Origin of the sequence: Streptococcus symci, assembly GCF_006385165.1 — a bacterium.
GTDB lineage: Bacteria > Bacillota > Bacilli > Lactobacillales > Streptococcaceae > Streptococcus > Streptococcus symci.
Window position 1 is genome coordinate 19300 of the sequence record NZ_VFJA01000005.1, and the last position, 18036, is coordinate 37335.

The window sequence follows — 18036 nt, forward strand, 5'->3', positions numbered from 1 at the left end:
TTTAAACTGTGAGAAAGATACTTCTTGCAGTTTTTTTTCTTTATAATTTTTGGTGTCAATACGTTATTTATTCGGTTAAATTCTTGTAATTTTAGGTTTTTTATGGTAGAATGTGCTCAAGTAATACGAAAGGCGAACTTTAAAATGTCAAAACAATTGATCTATTCGGGAAAAGCTAAAGATATCTATACAACTGAGGATGAAAATCTTATTATTTCAACTTACAAGGACCAGGCGACTGCTTTCAATGGTGTTAAGAAGGAGCAGATTGCAGGTAAGGGAGTGTTGAATAATCAGATTTCATCTTTTATTTTTGAGAAGTTAAATGCGGCTGGTGTGGAGACTCACTTTGTGGAGAAACTTTCAGACACGGAACAACTCAATAAAAAGGTGGAAATCATTCCTTTGGAAGTCGTGCTCCGTAACTACACGGCTGGTTCTTTTTCAAAACGTTTTGGTGTGGATGAGGGAATCGCCTTGGAAACTCCGATTGTTGAATTTTACTATAAAAATGATGATTTGGATGATCCCTTTATCAATGATGAGCATGTGAAATTCCTACAGATTGCGGATGACCAGCAGATTTCCTACTTGAAGGAAGAAACTCGCCGAATCAATGAACTTTTGAAGGCCTGGTTTGCTGAGATTGGGCTTAAGTTGATTGACTTTAAGTTAGAGTTCGGTTTTGACAAGGAGGGCAAGATTATCTTAGCAGATGAATTTTCACCAGATAACTGCCGCTTGTGGGATGCGGATGGCAACCACATGGATAAGGATGTTTTCCGTAGAGGATTGGGAGAACTAACAGACGTTTACGAGATTGTTTGGGAAAAGTTGCGGGAATTGAAATAATCTGTTAGCAACGGAAAACCTTCGTCTCTCAACTAAAAGGACTCAGGCTGAAAAGGTCCCCCAGACCTTTTCACTCCGTAGAGGACTAGGTGAACTAACCGATGTTTATGAGATTGTCTGGGAAAAGTTGCAGGGGTTGAAATAAGAACCTCAAGGTCGTTTGAGAACATTGCAAGAGCTGAAATAAAGGAATAAGAATTGATGGATAAACGTATTTTTGTTGAAAAAAAGGCTGATTTTCAGGTCAAATCAGAGAGTTTGGTAAGAGAACTCCAACACAACTTGGGACTTTCAAGCTTGAAAAGTATTCGTATTGTGCAAGTTTATGATGTATTTGATTTGGCAGAGGACTTGTTTGCACCTGCAGAGAAACACATCTTCTCTGAGCAGGTGACAGACCATGTCTTGGATGAAGCGGCTGTGCAGGCGGATCTTGCTAACTATGCTTTCTTTGCTATTGAAAGCTTGCCAGGGCAGTTTGACCAGCGTGCGGCTTCTTCGCAAGAAGCCTTGCTTTTGCTGGGAAGTTCGAGTGATGTGACAGTCAATACAGCACAATTGTACTTGGTCAATAAGGATATTGATGCGATGGAGTTAGAAGCGGTCAAGAACTACTTGCTTAATCCAGTTGATTCTCGTTTCAAGGACATCACGACAGGGATTGCCAAGCAGGAATTTTCAGAGTCAGACAAGACCATTCCGAAATTGACTTTCTTTGAAAGCTATACAGCAGAAGATTTTGCTCGCTACAAGGCTGAGCAGGGCATGGCCATGGAAGTGGATGACTTGCTCTTTATCCAAGACTACTTTAAGTCAGTTGGGCGCGTGCCAACTGAGACTGAACTCAAGGTTTTGGATACTTACTGGTCTGACCACTGCCGTCACACAACTTTTGAGACAGAGTTGAAACACATTGATTTCTCCGCATCGAAATTCCAAAAACAATTGCAGGCGACTTATGACAAGTATATTGCTATGCGCGATGAGTTGGGGCGTTCTGAAAAACCGCAAACCTTGATGGATATGGCGACTATTTTCGGTCGTTATGAGCGTGCCAATGGACGTTTGGATGATATGGAAGTGTCAGACGAAATCAATGCTTGCTCAGTAGAAATAGAAGTGGATGTTAATGGTGTGAAAGAACCATGGCTTCTCATGTTTAAAAATGAAACCCACAATCATCCAACTGAGATTGAGCCATTTGGAGGGGCTGCTACCTGTATTGGTGGAGCCATTCGTGACCCATTATCAGGTCGCTCATATGTTTACCAAGCTATGCGTATCTCGGGTGCTGGTGATATTACAGCACCGATTTCGGAAACTCGTGCTGGGAAATTGCCACAACAGGTTATTTCTAAAACAGCGGCTCATGGCTATTCTTCATATGGTAACCAGATTGGGCTTGCAACAACCTACGTTCGTGAATACTTCCACCCAGGCTTTGTAGCTAAACGCATGGAGCTTGGTGCCGTTGTCGGTGCAGCTCCTAAGGGCAATGTGGTCCGTGAAAAACCGGAAGCGGGAGATGTGATTATTCTCCTTGGAGGTAAGACAGGACGTGATGGTGTTGGTGGTGCGACAGGTTCTTCTAAGGTTCAAACAGTTGAATCTGTGGAGACTGCTGGTGCTGAGGTTCAAAAAGGAAATGCCATCGAAGAACGTAAGATTCAACGTCTTTTCCGTAATGGTGAAGTGACACGTCTGATCAAAAAATCAAATGACTTTGGTGCTGGTGGTGTCTGTGTAGCTATTGGTGAATTAGCAGACGGTCTTGAAATCGACCTCAACAAGGTGCCTCTTAAATACCAGGGCTTGAATGGTACCGAAATTGCCATCTCTGAATCTCAAGAACGGATGGCAGTCGTGGTTCGTCCTGAGGATGTAGATGCCTTCGTTGTAGAATGTAACAAAGAGAATATTGATGCTGTTGTGGTTGCGACAGTAACTGAAAAACCAAATCTAGTCATGAACTGGAATGGTGAGACAATTGTGGACTTGGAGCGCCGTTTCCTTGATACAAACGGTGTACGTGTCGTTGTTGATGCCAAGGTTGTGGACAAGGATGTCAAATTTCCAGAAGAGCGTCAAACATCTGCTAACACACTTGAAGCAGATACTCTTGAGGTTATATCTGACTTGAACCACGCTAGTCAAAAAGGCTTGCAAACCATCTTTGATTGCTCTGTTGGTCGTTCAACGGTTAATCACCCACTTGGTGGTCGTTACCAACTCACACCAACTGAGGCATCTGTGCAGAAATTGCCTGTACAACACGGTGTGACTCATACTGCCTCAGTCATGGCTCAAGGTTTCAACCCATATGTAGCTGAATGGTCTCCATACCACGGTGCTGCTTATGCGGTTATCGAAGCAACTGCTCGTTTGGTGGCTGCTGGCGCAAACTGGTCTAAGGCTCGTTTCTCTTACCAAGAGTATTTCGAGCGCATGGATAAACAAGCTGAGCGTTTTGGTCAGCCAGTAGCAGCTCTTCTAGGCTCTATCGAAGCACAAATCCAACTTGGTTTGCCATCTATCGGTGGTAAGGACTCCATGTCTGGTACTTTTGAAGAATTGACCGTTCCGCCAACCTTGGTTGCCTTTGGGGTGACGACGGCAGATAGCCGTAATGTGCTTTCTCCTGAGTTCAAGGTTGCTGGTGAAAATATCTACTACATCCCAGGTCAAGCCCTCTCTACAGAGATTGATTTTGACTTGATTAAGTCTAATTTTGCTCAGTTTAAAGACATCCAAGCTGGTCACAAAGTGACATCTGCTTCAGCTGTCAAATATGGTGGTGTGGTTGAAAGTTTGGCTCTTGCTACTTTTGGGAATCATATTGGTGCAGAGGTAACCTTGCCTGAACTTGGAAGTTCTTTGACAGCTCAGCTAGGCGGATTTGTCTTCACATCTCCTGAAGAAATCGCTGGAGTAGAGAAGATTGGTCAAACGAAAGCCAACTTTACACTTCTTGTCAACGGTGTGAAGTTAGATGGACACAAACTTGACAATGCCTTCCAAGGAAAACTGGAAGAAGTTTACCCAACAGAGTTTGCCCAAGCCAAAGAACTGGCTGAAGTACCAGCTGTGGCATCAGATGTTGTGATTAATGCCAAAGAAAAGGTTGAAAAACCTGTGGTTTATATCCCAGTCTTTCCAGGAACCAACTCAGAATATGACTCAGCTAAGGCATTTGAAAAAGAAGGTGCAGAGATCAACTTGGTACCATTTGTGACCTTGAATGAAGAAGCTATTGTCAAGTCAGTTGAAACCATGGTTGACAATATCGGCAAGGCTAACATTCTCTTCTTTGCAGGTGGATTCTCAGCTGCGGACGAACCAGATGGATCAGCCAAGTTTATCGTCAACATTCTGCTCAATGAAAAAGTGCGTGCAGCGATTGATGGCTTTATCGCTCGTGGTGGCTTGATTATCGGTATCTGTAATGGATTCCAGGCTTTGGTCAAATCAGGTCTTCTTCCATACGGAAACTTTGAAGATGCCAGCAGTACGAGCCCAACCCTCTTCTATAATGATGCCAACCAACACGTGGCTAAGATGGTGGAAACCCGGATTGCTAATACCAACTCGCCATGGTTGACTGGGGTGCAAGTGGGCGATATCCACGCTATTCCTGTTTCGCACGGTGAAGGGAAGTTTGTCGTGACGGCTGAGGAATTCGCTGAACTCCGTGACAATGGACAAATCTTCAGCCAATATGTTGACTTTGATGGAAAACCAAGTATGGATTCTAAGTTCAATCCGAATGGTTCTGTCCATGCCATCGAAGGAATTACTAGCAAGAATGGTCAAATCATCGGTAAAATGGGACACTCAGAACGTTATGAAGACGGTCTCTTCCAAAACATCCCAGGAAATAAAGACCAGCACCTCTTTGCATCAGCTGTTAAATATTTTACTGGGAAATAAGACTAGAACTGACTATAACGATTGGTGTGTTTTGAGAAGTAAAATGAAAGTTTGTGAAGTATTTGAATAAATTAATTGATATACCTGATATTGAAAAAAAGATTCAATTGAAAAAATTATTATCTAGAGAGATGAGAGTAATGAAGGAGGACTTAAAGCCAAGAAAGTGTTTACTTTGTGATAAAGATACTACAAGTTTCTGCAATTCTCACACCATTCCACAGTTATCGTTAAAAAAAAATTTCTGATTCTGGCATGTTAACACAAGCTGGTTATTTAATAGGGAGCGATCTGTTAGATAATGATAAGGGAGTAAGCAAATCGGGAACGATACAAATTATTTGTCGTAAATGTGATTCATTCTATTTTCAGGAATATGAAAATGAAATGAATCTTACGTCTTATCCTAGCGATAAAATGTTGTCACAAATTGCATTGAAAAATTTCCTTTTAGAATTAGTTAGAAGGAGGGAGGAAAAATATCATTTTGAAAAAATAATGTCTGATAAGACGATTAAGAAAGCTTTATACTTAAGAATACCTGAGATTTCTAATAAAACATTAGAGAATACATCTCAAAAAATAAAAGATCTTCATAATTCTTTTGATTATGATATTGAAGATTTTCAAAATGAAATTTTACTCCATAAAACTGCTATTGAAGACAATCTTAAAGGAGCATATCAAATTATTTTTCATGAGGTGCTCCCCTATAAGACACCGATAGCGTTTCAAGGCTCATTAACGTTGATTAGAGATATGTATGGATATCCAGTGAATGATACGAGTAACCATTCAAAAAATAATCGTATTCAGAAGTTGCATCTAGCTATCTTACCGTTAAAAGAAAAGACGATGGTGCTAGCTTTTTATCATAAAAGGGATAGGAAATATAAATCTCTAAAAAGTCAGTTTAATAGTAGCGATCGATTGAAGAAACTGGATTTTCTTAATTATTTAATATTTGCTTACACTGAAAACTATTACTTTAGCCCGACAATTAAAGAAAAAATTAGAACTAATGAGAAGCTTGTGCTATTGAGTCAAGAACTGTTTGGTAAACCTAATTTGGGTCAGTGTGTAGGAGTTGATAGTTATAAGAGAGTCGAGCCAGATGAAATTCCTAATTTTCTTTTAGAAGAGTGGGCTATAATGTAAAAATAAAAGGTATAAAAAATGACATACGAAGTAAAATCTCTTAATGAAGAATGTGGTGTTTTCGGTATCTGGGGACATCCAGATGCTGCTAAATTGACCTATTTTGGTCTCCATAGTCTTCAGCACCGTGGTCAGGAGGGGGCAGGAATCCTCTCCAATGATCAGGGGCAATTGAAGCGCCATCGTGACATGGGACTTTTATCAGAAGTCTTCAGAAATCCTGCTAATTTGGATAAATTGACGGGAACTGGTGCGATTGGGCATGTGCGTTACGCGACTGCTGGCGAAGCTTCTGTAGATAATATCCAGCCTTTCCTCTTCCGTTTTCACGATATGCAGTTCGGATTGGCTCATAATGGCAATCTGACCAATGCAGCTTCTCTCAAGAAAGAACTGGAACAAAGAGGAGCGATTTTCAGCGCGACTTCGGACTCGGAAATCTTGGCTCACCTCATTCGTCGCAGTCATAATCCTAGCCTGATGGGTAAAATCAAGGAAGCGCTCAGCCTTGTCAAAGGTGGTTTTGCCTATATCTTGCTGTTTGAGGACAAGTTGATTGCGGCTCTTGACCCCAATGGTTTCCGTCCACTTTCTATCGGGAAAATGGCCAACGGAGCGGTGGTTGTTTCCTCTGAAACCTGTGCTTTTGAGGTTATTGGTGCTGAATGGATTCGTGATTTGAAGCCAGGTGAGATTGTGATCATTGATGACAAGGGAATCCAGTATGATAGCTATACAGATGATACTCAGTTAGCAATCTGTTCTATGGAGTATATCTATTTTGCTCGCCCTGATTCTAACATTCATGGTGTCAATGTCCATACGGCACGTAAACGTATGGGTGCCCAATTGGCACGTGAATTCAAGCATGAGGCGGATATCGTAGTCGGTGTGCCCAATTCTTCCCTCAGCGCAGCTATGGGATTTGCGGAAGAATCAGGTCTACCAAACGAAATGGGCCTCATCAAGAACCAATACACCCAACGTACCTTTATCCAACCGACTCAAGAATTGCGGGAGCAAGGGGTGCGGATGAAACTCTCTGCTGTTTCAGGCGTTGTAAAAGGCAAGCGTGTTGTTATGATTGATGACTCTATTGTACGTGGAACAACCTCTCGTCGTATCGTTCAGCTCTTGAAAGAAGCGGGTGCGACTGAGGTTCACGTTGCCATTGGTAGTCCAGCGCTAGCTTATCCATGTTTCTACGGGATTGATATCCAGACCCGTCAGGAACTGATTGCGGCCAATCATACGGTTGAAGAAACGCGTCAAATCATTGGGGCGGATAGCCTGACCTATCTTTCTGTTGAAGGATTGATTGATTCGATTGGTATTGAAACAGATGCGCCGAATGGTGGTCTCTGTGTCGCTTACTTTGACGGTGACTACCCAACACCTCTCTACGACTACGAAGAAGACTATCGTCGAAGTTTGGAAGAAAAGACCAGTTTTTATAAATAGGTAGCCTATCCTCCATTAAAGAAAAGTAATAAACAAATGACAAATAAAAATGCTTATGTCCCACGTTTCACTACTGACTAAAAGCTAAAGCATTTGTCAGTAGACGCTTTCTCCTATGGGACCAAAGCTAGAGACCTGACTAGTATTTTTAGATAAAATAATTGTTTATCTAAAAATATGTCGCAGTCTTTCCCAAAAAAAGAAAAGGAAAAATAAAATGGCAAATAAAAATGCGTACGCTCAATCTGGTGTGGATGTTGAAGCGGGTTATGAAGTTGTTGAACGAATCAAAAAGCACGTGGCTCGTACGGAGCGCGCAGGTGTTATGGGAGCTCTTGGTGGTTTCGGTGGTATGTTTGACCTTTCAAAAACAGGTGTCAAAGAGCCCGTCTTGATCTCAGGGACTGATGGTGTCGGAACCAAGCTCATGCTGGCTATCAAGTACGATAAGCATGACACGATTGGGCAGGATTGTGTGGCCATGTGTGTCAACGATATCATAGCTGCAGGCGCGGAGCCTCTCTATTTCCTTGACTACGTAGCGACAGGCAAGAATGAACCAGCTAAACTAGAGCAAGTCGTCGCTGGTGTAGCAGAAGGTTGTGTGCAGGCAGGTGCCGCCCTTATTGGTGGGGAAACGGCTGAAATGCCTGGTATGTATGGTGCAGATGACTATGACTTGGCTGGTTTTGCAGTCGGTGTGGCTGAAAAATCTCAAATCATTGATGGTTCAAAAGTGGCAGAAGGAGATATTCTGCTCGGACTTGCTTCAAGTGGGATTCACTCCAATGGTTACTCTCTTGTTCGTCGTGTCTTTGCCGATTACACAGGTGAGGAAATTTTGCCAGAATTGGAAGGCAAGAAACTCAAGGAAGTTCTTCTTGAACCAACTCGTATCTACGTTAAAGCTGTTCTGCCACTCATCAAAGAAGGTTTGGTAAACGGCATTGCCCACATCACAGGTGGTGGCTTTATCGAAAATGTCCCTCGCATGTTTGCAGCTGACTTGGCTGCTGAGATTGAGGAAAGCAAAGTTCCAGTCTTGCCAATCTTCAAAGCCCTTGAAAAATACGGTCAGATCAAGCATGAAGAAATGTTTGAAATCTTCAATATGGGTGTGGGGCTTATGTTTGCGGTTAGCCCTGAAAATGTAAGTCGTGTCAAGGAATTGTTGGATGAACCAGTCTATGAAATTGGTCGTATCGTCAAGAAAGAAAACGAAAGTGTCGTTATCAAATGAAAAAAATAGCGGTTTTTGCCTCTGGTAATGGCTCAAATTTTCAGGTGATTGCTGAAAAGTTTCCAGTGGAGTTTGTCTTTTCAGACCATCGTGACGCCTATGTGCTCGAACGTGCAGACAAGCTCGGCGTTCTATCCTATGCTTTTGAACTCAAGGAGTTTGAGAGCAAGACAGACTACGAAGCGGCCCTTGTCGAACTCTTGGAAGAACACCAGATTGACTTGGTTTGTCTAGCAGGCTACATGAAAATCGTTGGGCCAACCTTATTGGCGGCTTATGAAGGTCGGATTGTCAACATTCATCCAGCCTACCTGCCAGAGTTTCCAGGAGCTCACGGAATTGAGGATGCTTGGAATGCAGGTGTTGAGCAGTCTGGTGTGACCATTCACTGGGTGGATTCTGGAGTAGATACAGGAAAGGTCATCAAACAAGTACGTGTACCACGGCTCGCTGATGATACGATTGACAGTTTTGAAGAACGGATTCATGAAGCAGAGTATAAACTCTATCCTCAAGTGTTGGAGAGTTTAGGGGTAGGGAGAAGATAAGAAGTAAATCAGGTTTTGATTGTGCAATATTGCTAGGAGAAAAAATGATTGAGTTGAAATTAGTAGATGAGAGCAGTTTTCAGGCAGTGCTGGATTTGAAAATATCTGAAGCCGATGAACGAGCGCGTTTCGTGGCTCCAAATGTACGCTCTTTAGCTGACGCATGGCTCTACCGAGAGAATGGGGATGTGTTTCCGAGGGCAATCTATTGGGATAAGCAAGTAGTTGGCTTTCTCCTGTTGGAAATAGACGAGGATGAAGCGGAATACTTTATCTGGCGGATAATGATTGGTCAGCAATACCAAGGAAGAGGTTATGGTCGAAAAGCCTTGGAAGCTCTAATCAAAGAGGCTCAGATGGATAGAGCTTGCAGTCATATTATTGCAGATTATGTGGCCGGAAATGAAAAAATGAAGCACCTGCTGACTAGTCTGGGTTTTCAGGAAACAGGATTTATACAAGAAAATAACGAAGTCGCTATGCGCTTGGACCTAAAGAAAGAGGAATAGAATGACGAAAAAAGCTTTGATCAGCGTCTCAGACAAAGCGGGCATTGTTGAATTTGCCCAAGAACTTAAAAAACTTGGTTGGGAGATTATCTCGACAGGTGGGACCAAGGTTGCCCTTGATAATGCTGGGGTGAAGACCATTGCCATCGATGATGTGACTGGTTTTCCAGAGATGATGGATGGTCGTGTTAAGACCCTTCATCCAAATATCCACGGTGGGCTCCTTGCTCGTCGTGACTTGAATAGTCACCTGGAAGCAGCCAAGGATAATCAAATCGAGCTCATTGATCTTGTTGTGGTAAACCTTTACCCATTTAAGGAAACCATTCTCAAACCAGACGTAACTTACGCTGATGCAGTTGAAAACATCGATATCGGCGGGCCATCCATGCTTCGTTCAGCGGCTAAAAATCATGCCAGCGTAACAGTTGTGGTAGATCCAGCTGACTATGCTGTGGTTTTGGGACAATTGGCAGCTAACGGCGAAACAAGTTACGAAACTCGCCAACGTTTGGCAGCCAAGGTTTTCCGTCACACAGCGGCTTATGACGCCTTGATTGCAGAGTATTTCACAGCTCAAGTGGGTGAAAGCAAGCCTGAAAAGTTGACCTTGACTTATGACCTCAAGCAAGCCATGCGTTACGGTGAGAACCCTCAACAAGACGCGGATTTCTACCAAAAAGCTTTGCCGACTGACTACTCGATTGCATCCGCTAAACAGCTTAACGGGAAAGAATTGTCATTCAATAATATCCGTGACGCTGATGCGGCCATTCGTATCATCCGTGATTTTAAAGACCGTCCAACCGTTGTGGCTCTCAAACACATGAACCCATGTGGAATCGGTCAGGCTGATGACATCGAGACTGCTTGGGACTACGCTTATGAGTCTGACCCAGTGTCTATCTTTGGTGGTATCGTTGTTCTTAACCGTGAGGTGGATACTGCGACAGCTGAGAAGATGCACGGCGTTTTCCTTGAAATCATCATCGCACCAAGCTATACGGATGAAGCGCTAGCCATTTTGACCAATAAAAAGAAAAACTTGCGTATCCTTGCCTTGCCATTTGATGCTCAAGAGGCCAGTGAAGTGGAAGCAGAATACACAGGTGTAGTTGGTGGACTCCTCGTTCAAAACCAAGACGTGGTCAAGGAAAGCCCAGCTGACTGGCAAGTGGTGACCAAACGCCAACCAACAGAGACAGAAGCGACAGCTCTTGAGTTCGCTTGGAAGGCTATCAAGTATGTCAAATCAAACGGTATTATCGTGACCAATGACCACATGACACTTGGCGTTGGCCCAGGTCAAACTAATCGTGTGGCCTCTGTTCGTATTGCCATTGACCAAGCCAAAGACCGTCTGGACGGCGCTGTGCTTGCTTCAGATGCCTTCTTCCCATTTGCGGATAACGTGGAAGAAATTGCCAAAGCAGGTATCAAGGCCATCATCCAGCCAGGAGGCTCAGTCCGTGACCAAGAATCCATCGAAGCAGCGAACAAGTATGGCTTGACTATGGTCTTCACAGGAGTGAGACATTTTAGACACTAAAAAGCAAAAGGGAAGAAAACAGTTTCTTTCCTTTTTTGGATTAAAATGCTAAGTGAAACAAGATTAAAACGAACGTTTGTGGTATAATGTTAGTAAATAATTCGCAAAAGAGGTTTAAAGATGAAGCTGTTAGTTGTCGGTTCGGGTGGTCGTGAACATGCGATTGCTAAGAAGTTGCTTGAATCAAAAGACGTTGAACAAGTCTTTGTGGCTCCTGGAAATGACGGGATGACTCTGGATGGTCTGGAATTGGTGGACATCTCTATTTCCGAACATTCTAAATTGATTGAGTTTGCAAAATCCAACGATATCGCTTGGACCTTTATCGGTCCAGACGATGCCCTGGCTGCTGGGATTGTAGATGATTTTAACAAAGCTGGACTCAAGGCTTTTGGTCCGACTAGGGCTGCAGCGGAGCTAGAGTGGTCCAAGGATTTTGCAAAGGAAATCATGGTCAAATATGACGTTCCGACAGCAGCCTATGGCACATTTTCAGATTTCGAGGAAGCCAAGGCTTATATCGAGGAGAAAGGGGCTCCTATCGTTGTCAAGGCGGATGGTTTGGCACTTGGGAAAGGTGTCGTTGTTGCTGAGACAGTAGAGCAAGCAGTAGAAGCCGCTCACGAGATGCTCTTAGACAATAAATTTGGGGACTCTGGTGCGCGTGTTGTTATCGAGGAATTCCTTGACGGAGAAGAGTTCTCTCTCTTTGCCTTTGTCAATGGTGACAAGTTCTACATCATGCCAACGGCTCAGGACCACAAACGTGCCTACGATGGCGACAAAGGGCCTAACACAGGCGGTATGGGAGCTTATGCGCCAGTTCCACACTTGCCACAGAGTGTGGTTGATACAGCGGTTGACACGATTGTCAAGCCAGTCCTCGAAGGGATGATTAAAGAAGGTCGCCCTTATCTGGGAGTTCTTTACGCAGGGCTTATCATGACAGCTGATGGACCTAAGGTCATCGAGTTTAATGCTCGCTTCGGAGATCCAGAAACTCAGATTATCTTGCCTCGTCTGACCTCTGATTTTGCACAAAATATTACTGATATTTTGGAAGGTAAAGAACCAGCCATCACTTGGACGGACAAGGGTGTGACTCTGGGTGTGGTTGTCGCATCCAATGGTTACCCGCTAGACTATGAAAAAGGTGTCAAGTTGCCAGCCAAGACCGAAGGCGACACCATCACCTACTATGCAGGGGCTAAGTTTGCGGAAAATAGCAGAGCACTGCTCTCAAACGGTGGCCGTGTCTATATGCTCGTCACCACCGCAGATACCGTCAAAGAAGCACAAGAAACCATCTACCAAGAACTCGCCCAACAAAACACAGAAGGCCTCTTCTACCGAACAGATATCGGAAGCAAGGCAATTAAGTAAAGATATAAGGATAACGCGACGAAGTCGCTGAACCCGATAATGGTCTCCGTGGTGAAAAGACCAGAACAGTATCTGTTCTGGTCTAGGGAAACTTTGAGACCCTAGGCTCAAAGTTTAGGAATGAAACCGAAGGTTTGCTTCCGTCCCCACCACCTAAGACCATTATCAAAAAAGAAGAAAAAAGGAAAAATTATGACTAAACCAATTATTTCCATCATCATGGGCTCAAAATCAGACTGGGCAACCATGCAAAAAACCGCTGAAGTCCTAGACCGCTTCGGTGTAGCCTACGAGAAGAAGGTTGTCTCTGCCCATCGCACACCTGATCTCATGTTCAAGCATGCCGAAGAAGCACGTAGCCGTGGCATCAAGGTTATCATCGCAGGTGCTGGAGGCGCAGCCCACTTGCCAGGAATGGTAGCTGCCAAAACAACTCTTCCAGTCATCGGCGTGCCAGTCAAATCACGTGCGCTTAGTGGCGTGGATTCACTCTATTCTATAGTACAGATGCCGGGTGGAGTACCAGTCGCAACTATGGCTATTGGTGAAGCAGGTGCGACCAATGCGGCCCTCTTTGCCCTCCGTCTCCTTTCAGTAGAGGATCAGGCTATTGCGACAGCATTGGCTGATTTCGCAGAAGAGCAAGGAAAAATAGCAGAGGAATCAACTAATGAGCTCATCTAAAACAATAGGAATTATCGGTGGCGGTCAGCTGGGTCAGATGATGGCTATTTCTGCCATTTATATGGGGCACAAGGTTATCGCGCTGGATCCTGCAGCTGATTGTCCAGCCTCTCGCGTGGCGGAGATCATCGTGGCTCCTTATAATGATGTGGATGCCCTCCGTCAGTTGGCTGAGCGTTGTGATGTCCTTACCTATGAATTTGAAAATGTTGATGCTGACGGTTTGGATACTGTCATCAAGGAGGGACAACTCCCACAAGGAACAGACCTGCTTCGCATTTCACAAAACCGTATCTTTGAAAAGGACTTTCTCTCAAATAAGGCTCAAGTGACAGTTGCACCCTACAAGGTCGTGACTTCTAGCCAAGACTTGGCAGATATTGACCTGGCCAAAACCTATGTCCTCAAGACTGCGACAGGTGGCTACGATGGACATGGTCAAAAGATCATTCGCTCAGCAGAAGATTTGGAAGAAGCCTATGCGCTAGCAGATTCAGCAGACTGCGTTTTGGAAGAATTTGTCAATTTTGACCTTGAAATTTCTGTCATCGTGTCAGGGAATGGCAAGGATGTGACAGTTTTCCCAGTGCAGGAAAATGTTCACCGCAACAACATTCTTTCTAAAACGATTGTGCCTGCTCGCATTTCTGATAAGTTAGCAGAAAAAGCAAAAACCATGGCAGTGCGAATTGCAGAACAACTTAACTTATCTGGAACGCTTTGCGTGGAAATGTTTGCGACGGCTGACGACATCATCGTCAATGAGATTGCCCCGCGTCCACACAACTCAGGCCACTACTCAATCGAAGCCTGCGACTTCTCCCAGTTTGATACCCATATCTTGGGTGTTCTAGGAGCACAATTGCCAGCCATCAAACTACATGCGCCAGCTGTCATGCTCAATGTCCTCGGCCAGCACGTCGAGGCGGCCAAAAAATATGTCACAAAAAATCCAAGCGCCCACCTCCACATGTATGGTAAAATAGAAGCGAAGCACAACCGCAAAATGGGACATGTGACTTTGTTTAGTGATGTGCCGGATAAGGTTGAGGAGTTTGGGGAAGGGATGGATTTTTAGAGGAGAGGTATGCCATTAAAGTATTTTGAGATCAAAAACTTATTAAGAAGCCAGATAGGTTTAGTTGACTCCCTTACGGGAAAAGTTATGAAGTATGTATTATTGTATGGGATTTTATATGCGCTTTTTCTAATTGGTAGAGCTCAAGATCCAGATTCCTCAGGGGGACTTGTTGCTTTATTATTAATTATGGGAGTGCTTTATAGATTTAATTTTCTTTTTGAGAAAATTAATATTAAAAATTTAACGATAGCTTTTAGAAAAGGATATTTTTTAAATGACGAACATACGGAAATGTTAATTTCTGATATAGAATTATCGTTGAAAAAAATAAATAGTTTTGCAAATTGGAGTTGTGGTATTTTAGCAACTATTTCAATATTTGTGACTACAACCTATCTTAATTTTTTTAAAGATTCTATTCCTAAAGAAGAACTTTCAAAACTGTTAATTGATGAAAATGCTGGTTTGCAAAATGACTTGGTTGTTTTTTTAGCATTGTTGATGTTTCTGATAATTTTAGGATTACTAGGTTATTATCTTGCTGTTCAAGCCTTTACTTACGATATGCGATTTGTAAATACTATTTTAAAAAGCAGCCTTTACATTGATGAAGATGACATAATCATAGGTGGATTTTGGAAGAAGCTTGCGCACAGTTTAGATCATTTTATTTCGGGATTTTGATAAGTAGACGATATGAAAGGTGATCAATTGCTTCCTCCTCCCCATTCCCTCCCCGTCAGAATCAGACCGCTGAAACTTCCCGACGATGTGTTTCTGTTTGCGGGAAACCTTTGGGATTTTCTCCCATATCATTTATGAAAATAATATTTTTAAAAAAAGGAGACGATAGATGAATTTGAAAACTTATGGGATTGAATCTCTGGCGACAGAGAAGTTGAAAACCGATGAGTTTTCGCAGTTGACAGCTGACACGGTTTCAGCTTTGATAACTTTTGCCAAGGAGCACAAGCAGGAGCACTTGCTCACGACTCACGCTAGCCGTCTGGAAACGGCTTAGGCTAATTATCAGAGCGCGCCAAAGGGCAAAGCAGCATCGGCTGTGGTCAAGGACTTGGACGAGGTCGACCAAAAGCGTGACAATGCCTACCAAACGCTGGTCAATTTTGTAAAAGCCTACGCTCATGTTGACGGACAGGCGGTGGAGGCAGCCTACACCAAGCTGCGCAAAGCAAATTCGTTGCGGTTTATAAAGCCCGCCTCAGCGAGCAAGCCAATACAAGATTGGCCAAAGCAAGCAACAAAAACAAACCCTGCAAGCCGCTTACGACTACATCATTGACCTAGTCGCCGTCCTATCCCACGGCCAACCCGAACACTAAGACTACCAAAATCTCAAAGCCCAACTCAACACCATCAGGAAGAGATATAGGGCTAGTGGGAAGAAGAAAGTTACAAAACCAGAGGGTGAGAGTTGAGGAGGAAGTTTGAAAAAAGTAATTTACTTAATTACAGCCGTAATTACACTTTTATTAATAATATTGAGCTGTTCTTATTGGAATAGCATTGTTAATAACTTTGAAACTAAACCAGGTGATTACCTTATCCAATTACTGTGTATGTTGATTCCTGTATTAATATCATTATTTCTTTTTCATGTCGAGAGTTTGGAAAGGAAAGACGATCTGATTTTGCAAGAGCAACGTTTAGATAAACAAGAAGAAAATCAGAAACAAATGCAAGAAACTTTTGTAGAAATTACAAACATTTTAGATGCACAGAATACAAAACAAGAAAAGATGGGGGAATCTCTAGAAAAAACAGCGCTTGAGTTAAGACGAATAAGATTACCGAAGGGATTAGAATTTTTATATGAAAATATTGATCGTATTGAGGAATATATTCAGAGTGACTCAAGGGTTCAAAACACAATGAATGTCGTTGCTAGACATTATGCTATGGGAGAATTGCTAGAAAAGTGGAGGGAAATAGAGCTTGAGGAAGTTCCGCTAAAAATTAGAAGAGAGTTTGGAAACGCAAGATACTTTTTTGAAGATTATTCAAAATTACTATTTATTTCATATAATTTTTTGGTATCTCAAGAGAAAGATTTAGAAAAGAAAAATATTTTTGCTATTGGTTTTAATGCTTCAATTAGAATTGTAGACATGATTGCGATGGCATCAGAAAAATTAAATAGTCTACCTGATGAGAATCGGAAAGATATCAGTAAGGAAGATAGTCAATTACTATCTATTTATTATAACGATAGTAAAGAAAAAACTGTTGAAGCACTTGAAAAAAGAATTGAAAATTTTCATTCTAACCTGTTCAAGATGAAAGAAATGCTTTAAAGGAGAAACAACATGATCAACCGTTACTCTCGCCCTGAGATGGCGAACATTTGGAGTGAAGAAAATAAATACCGTGCTTGGCTTGAGGTGGAAATCTTGGCTGACGAGGCATGGGCTGAGTTGGGGGAAATCCCTAAGGAAGATGTGGCTTTGATTCGTGAGAAAGCGGACTTTGACATCGACCGTATTTTGGAGATTGAGCAGGAGACTCGTCACGACGTGGTGGCCTTCACACGTGCGGTTTCTGAGACTCTTGGTGAAGAGCGCAAGTGGGTCCACTATGGTTTGACTTCTACCGACGTGGTGGATACGGCTTACGGTTACCTCTACAAGCAGGCTAACGACATCATCCGTCGTGACCTTGAAAATTTCACCAACATCATCGCTGATAAGGCTAAGGAGCACAAGTTTACCATCATGATGGGTCGTACTCACGGTGTGCACGCTGAACCTACAACCTTTGGTCTGAAATTGGCGACTTGGTACAGCGAAATGAAGCGCAACATCGAGCGTTTTGAGCATGCGGCTGCTGGCGTCGAAGCTGGTAAGATTTCTGGTGCGGTTGGGAACTTTGCCAACATCCCACCATTCGTAGAGCAATATGTCTGCTACAAGTTGGGTATCCGTGCTCAAGAAATCTCTACACAGGTCCTTCCTCGTGACCTTCACGCTGAGTACTTTGCAGTTCTTGCCAGCATCGCGACTTCTATTGAACGCATGGCAACGGAAATCCGTGGTCTTCAAAAATCGGAACAACGTGAAGTAGAAGAGTTCTTTGCTAAAGGTCAAAAAGGGTCTTCAGCAATGCCTCACAAACGCAACCCTATCGGTTCTGAGAACATGACAGGTCTTGCGCGTGTCATCCGTGGTCACATGATTACAGCCTATGAGAACGTTGCACTTTGGCATGAGCGTGATATCTCTCATTCATCGGCTGAGCGTATCATCACACCAGATACGACCATCTTGATTGACTACATGCTCAACCGTTTTGGAAATATTGTCAAGAATTTGACGGTCTTCCCAGAAAATATGATCCGTAACATGAACTCTACGTTTGGTCTTATCTTTAGCCAACGTGCCATGTTGACCTTGATTGAAAAAGGGATGACCCGTGAGCAAGCCTATGACTTGGTGCAACCAAAAACAGCTCAATCGTGGGATAACCAAGTAGACTTCAAGCCACTTCTTGAAGCAGATCCCGAAGTAACATCGCGCCTCACGCAAGAAGAAATCGACGAAATCTTTAATCCTCTTTACTACACTAAACGAGTGGATGATATCTTTGACCGTCTTGGACTGGGTGATTAATTAAAAAATAAACAGCGA

At 43.1% G+C, this 18036-nt stretch carries 16 protein-coding genes and 1 pseudogene; all 17 read left to right on the forward strand.

Features of this window, described 5'->3' with window-relative positions; translation table 11 throughout:
• The first annotated feature begins 144 nt into the window (after window positions 1-144).
• The gene (gene purC, locus FJN11_RS09580; RefSeq protein ID WP_181146415.1) at window positions 145-852 is read left to right on the forward strand and encodes a phosphoribosylaminoimidazolesuccinocarboxamide synthase; all 708 of its coding nucleotides are present in this window, start codon (window positions 145-147) and stop codon (window positions 850-852) included.
• A 76-nt stretch (window positions 853-928) separates the two neighbouring features.
• Window positions 929-997 (forward strand): annotated as a pseudogene (locus tag FJN11_RS11035) (phosphoribosylaminoimidazolesuccinocarboxamide synthase); the annotation flags it as partial.
• A 56-nt stretch (window positions 998-1053) separates the two neighbouring features.
• The gene (locus FJN11_RS09590; protein ID WP_140224579.1) at window positions 1054-4779 is read left to right on the forward strand and encodes a phosphoribosylformylglycinamidine synthase; all 3726 of its coding nucleotides are present in this window, start codon (window positions 1054-1056) and stop codon (window positions 4777-4779) included.
• A gap of 255 nt (window positions 4780-5034) precedes the next feature.
• Window positions 5035-5937, forward strand: a complete 903-nt coding sequence (locus FJN11_RS09595) for a hypothetical protein (protein ID WP_246039376.1) — start codon at window positions 5035-5037, stop codon at window positions 5935-5937.
• An 18-nt stretch (window positions 5938-5955) separates the two neighbouring features.
• On the forward strand, window positions 5956-7398 hold the full coding sequence (purF, locus tag FJN11_RS09600) for an amidophosphoribosyltransferase (protein ID WP_049552331.1): 1443 nt from the start codon (window positions 5956-5958) through the stop codon (window positions 7396-7398).
• A 217-nt stretch (window positions 7399-7615) separates the two neighbouring features.
• A complete protein-coding gene (gene purM / locus FJN11_RS09605) occupies window positions 7616-8638 on the forward strand; it encodes a phosphoribosylformylglycinamidine cyclo-ligase (RefSeq protein WP_049552330.1) in 1023 nt (340 codons plus the stop codon).
• Window positions 8635-9186 carry a phosphoribosylglycinamide formyltransferase gene (gene purN, locus FJN11_RS09610; protein ID WP_049552329.1) on the forward strand — a complete coding sequence of 184 codons (552 nt, stop codon included), beginning with the start codon at window positions 8635-8637 and terminating at the stop codon, window positions 9184-9186. Before purM ends, purN begins: the two co-directional genes overlap by 4 nt.
• Window positions 9187-9230: 44 nt before the next feature.
• Window positions 9231-9695, forward strand: coding sequence for a GNAT family N-acetyltransferase (locus FJN11_RS09615; protein ID WP_049552328.1), 465 nt, complete (start codon window positions 9231-9233; stop codon window positions 9693-9695).
• A gap of 1 nt (window position 9696) precedes the next feature.
• On the forward strand, window positions 9697-11244 hold the full coding sequence (purH, locus tag FJN11_RS09620) for a bifunctional phosphoribosylaminoimidazolecarboxamide formyltransferase/IMP cyclohydrolase (protein ID WP_140224580.1): 1548 nt from the start codon (window positions 9697-9699) through the stop codon (window positions 11242-11244).
• 120 nt (window positions 11245-11364) lie between these two features.
• The gene (gene purD / locus FJN11_RS09625; RefSeq protein ID WP_140224581.1) at window positions 11365-12627 is read left to right on the forward strand and encodes a phosphoribosylamine--glycine ligase; all 1263 of its coding nucleotides are present in this window, start codon (window positions 11365-11367) and stop codon (window positions 12625-12627) included.
• A gap of 192 nt (window positions 12628-12819) precedes the next feature.
• Window positions 12820-13311, forward strand: coding sequence for a 5-(carboxyamino)imidazole ribonucleotide mutase (gene purE / locus FJN11_RS09630; protein WP_049509947.1), 492 nt, complete (start codon window positions 12820-12822; stop codon window positions 13309-13311).
• A complete protein-coding gene (gene purK / locus FJN11_RS09635) occupies window positions 13298-14389 on the forward strand; it encodes a 5-(carboxyamino)imidazole ribonucleotide synthase (protein WP_140224582.1) in 1092 nt (363 codons plus the stop codon). Before purE ends, purK begins: the two co-directional genes overlap by 14 nt.
• 9 nt (window positions 14390-14398) lie before the next feature.
• Entirely contained in the window at window positions 14399-15076 is a 678-nt protein-coding gene (locus tag FJN11_RS09640; RefSeq protein ID WP_049552323.1) for a hypothetical protein, read from the forward strand.
• 169 nt (window positions 15077-15245) lie between these two features.
• Entirely contained in the window at window positions 15246-15413 is a 168-nt protein-coding gene (locus FJN11_RS10745; RefSeq protein WP_164978943.1) for a hypothetical protein, read from the forward strand.
• A gap of 42 nt (window positions 15414-15455) precedes the next feature.
• Window positions 15456-15695: a DUF6261 family protein gene (locus FJN11_RS10950; RefSeq protein ID WP_006149148.1), complete on the forward strand. Its 240-nt coding sequence runs from the start codon at window positions 15456-15458 to the stop codon at window positions 15693-15695.
• 145 nt (window positions 15696-15840) lie between these two features.
• Window positions 15841-16707 carry a hypothetical protein gene (locus tag FJN11_RS09645; RefSeq protein ID WP_223336345.1) on the forward strand — a complete coding sequence of 289 codons (867 nt, stop codon included), beginning with the start codon at window positions 15841-15843 and terminating at the stop codon, window positions 16705-16707.
• A gap of 12 nt (window positions 16708-16719) precedes the next feature.
• A complete protein-coding gene (gene purB, locus FJN11_RS09650; RefSeq protein ID WP_049552322.1) occupies window positions 16720-18018 on the forward strand; it encodes an adenylosuccinate lyase in 1299 nt (432 codons plus the stop codon).
• The last annotated feature ends 18 nt before the right edge of the window (window positions 18019-18036 follow it).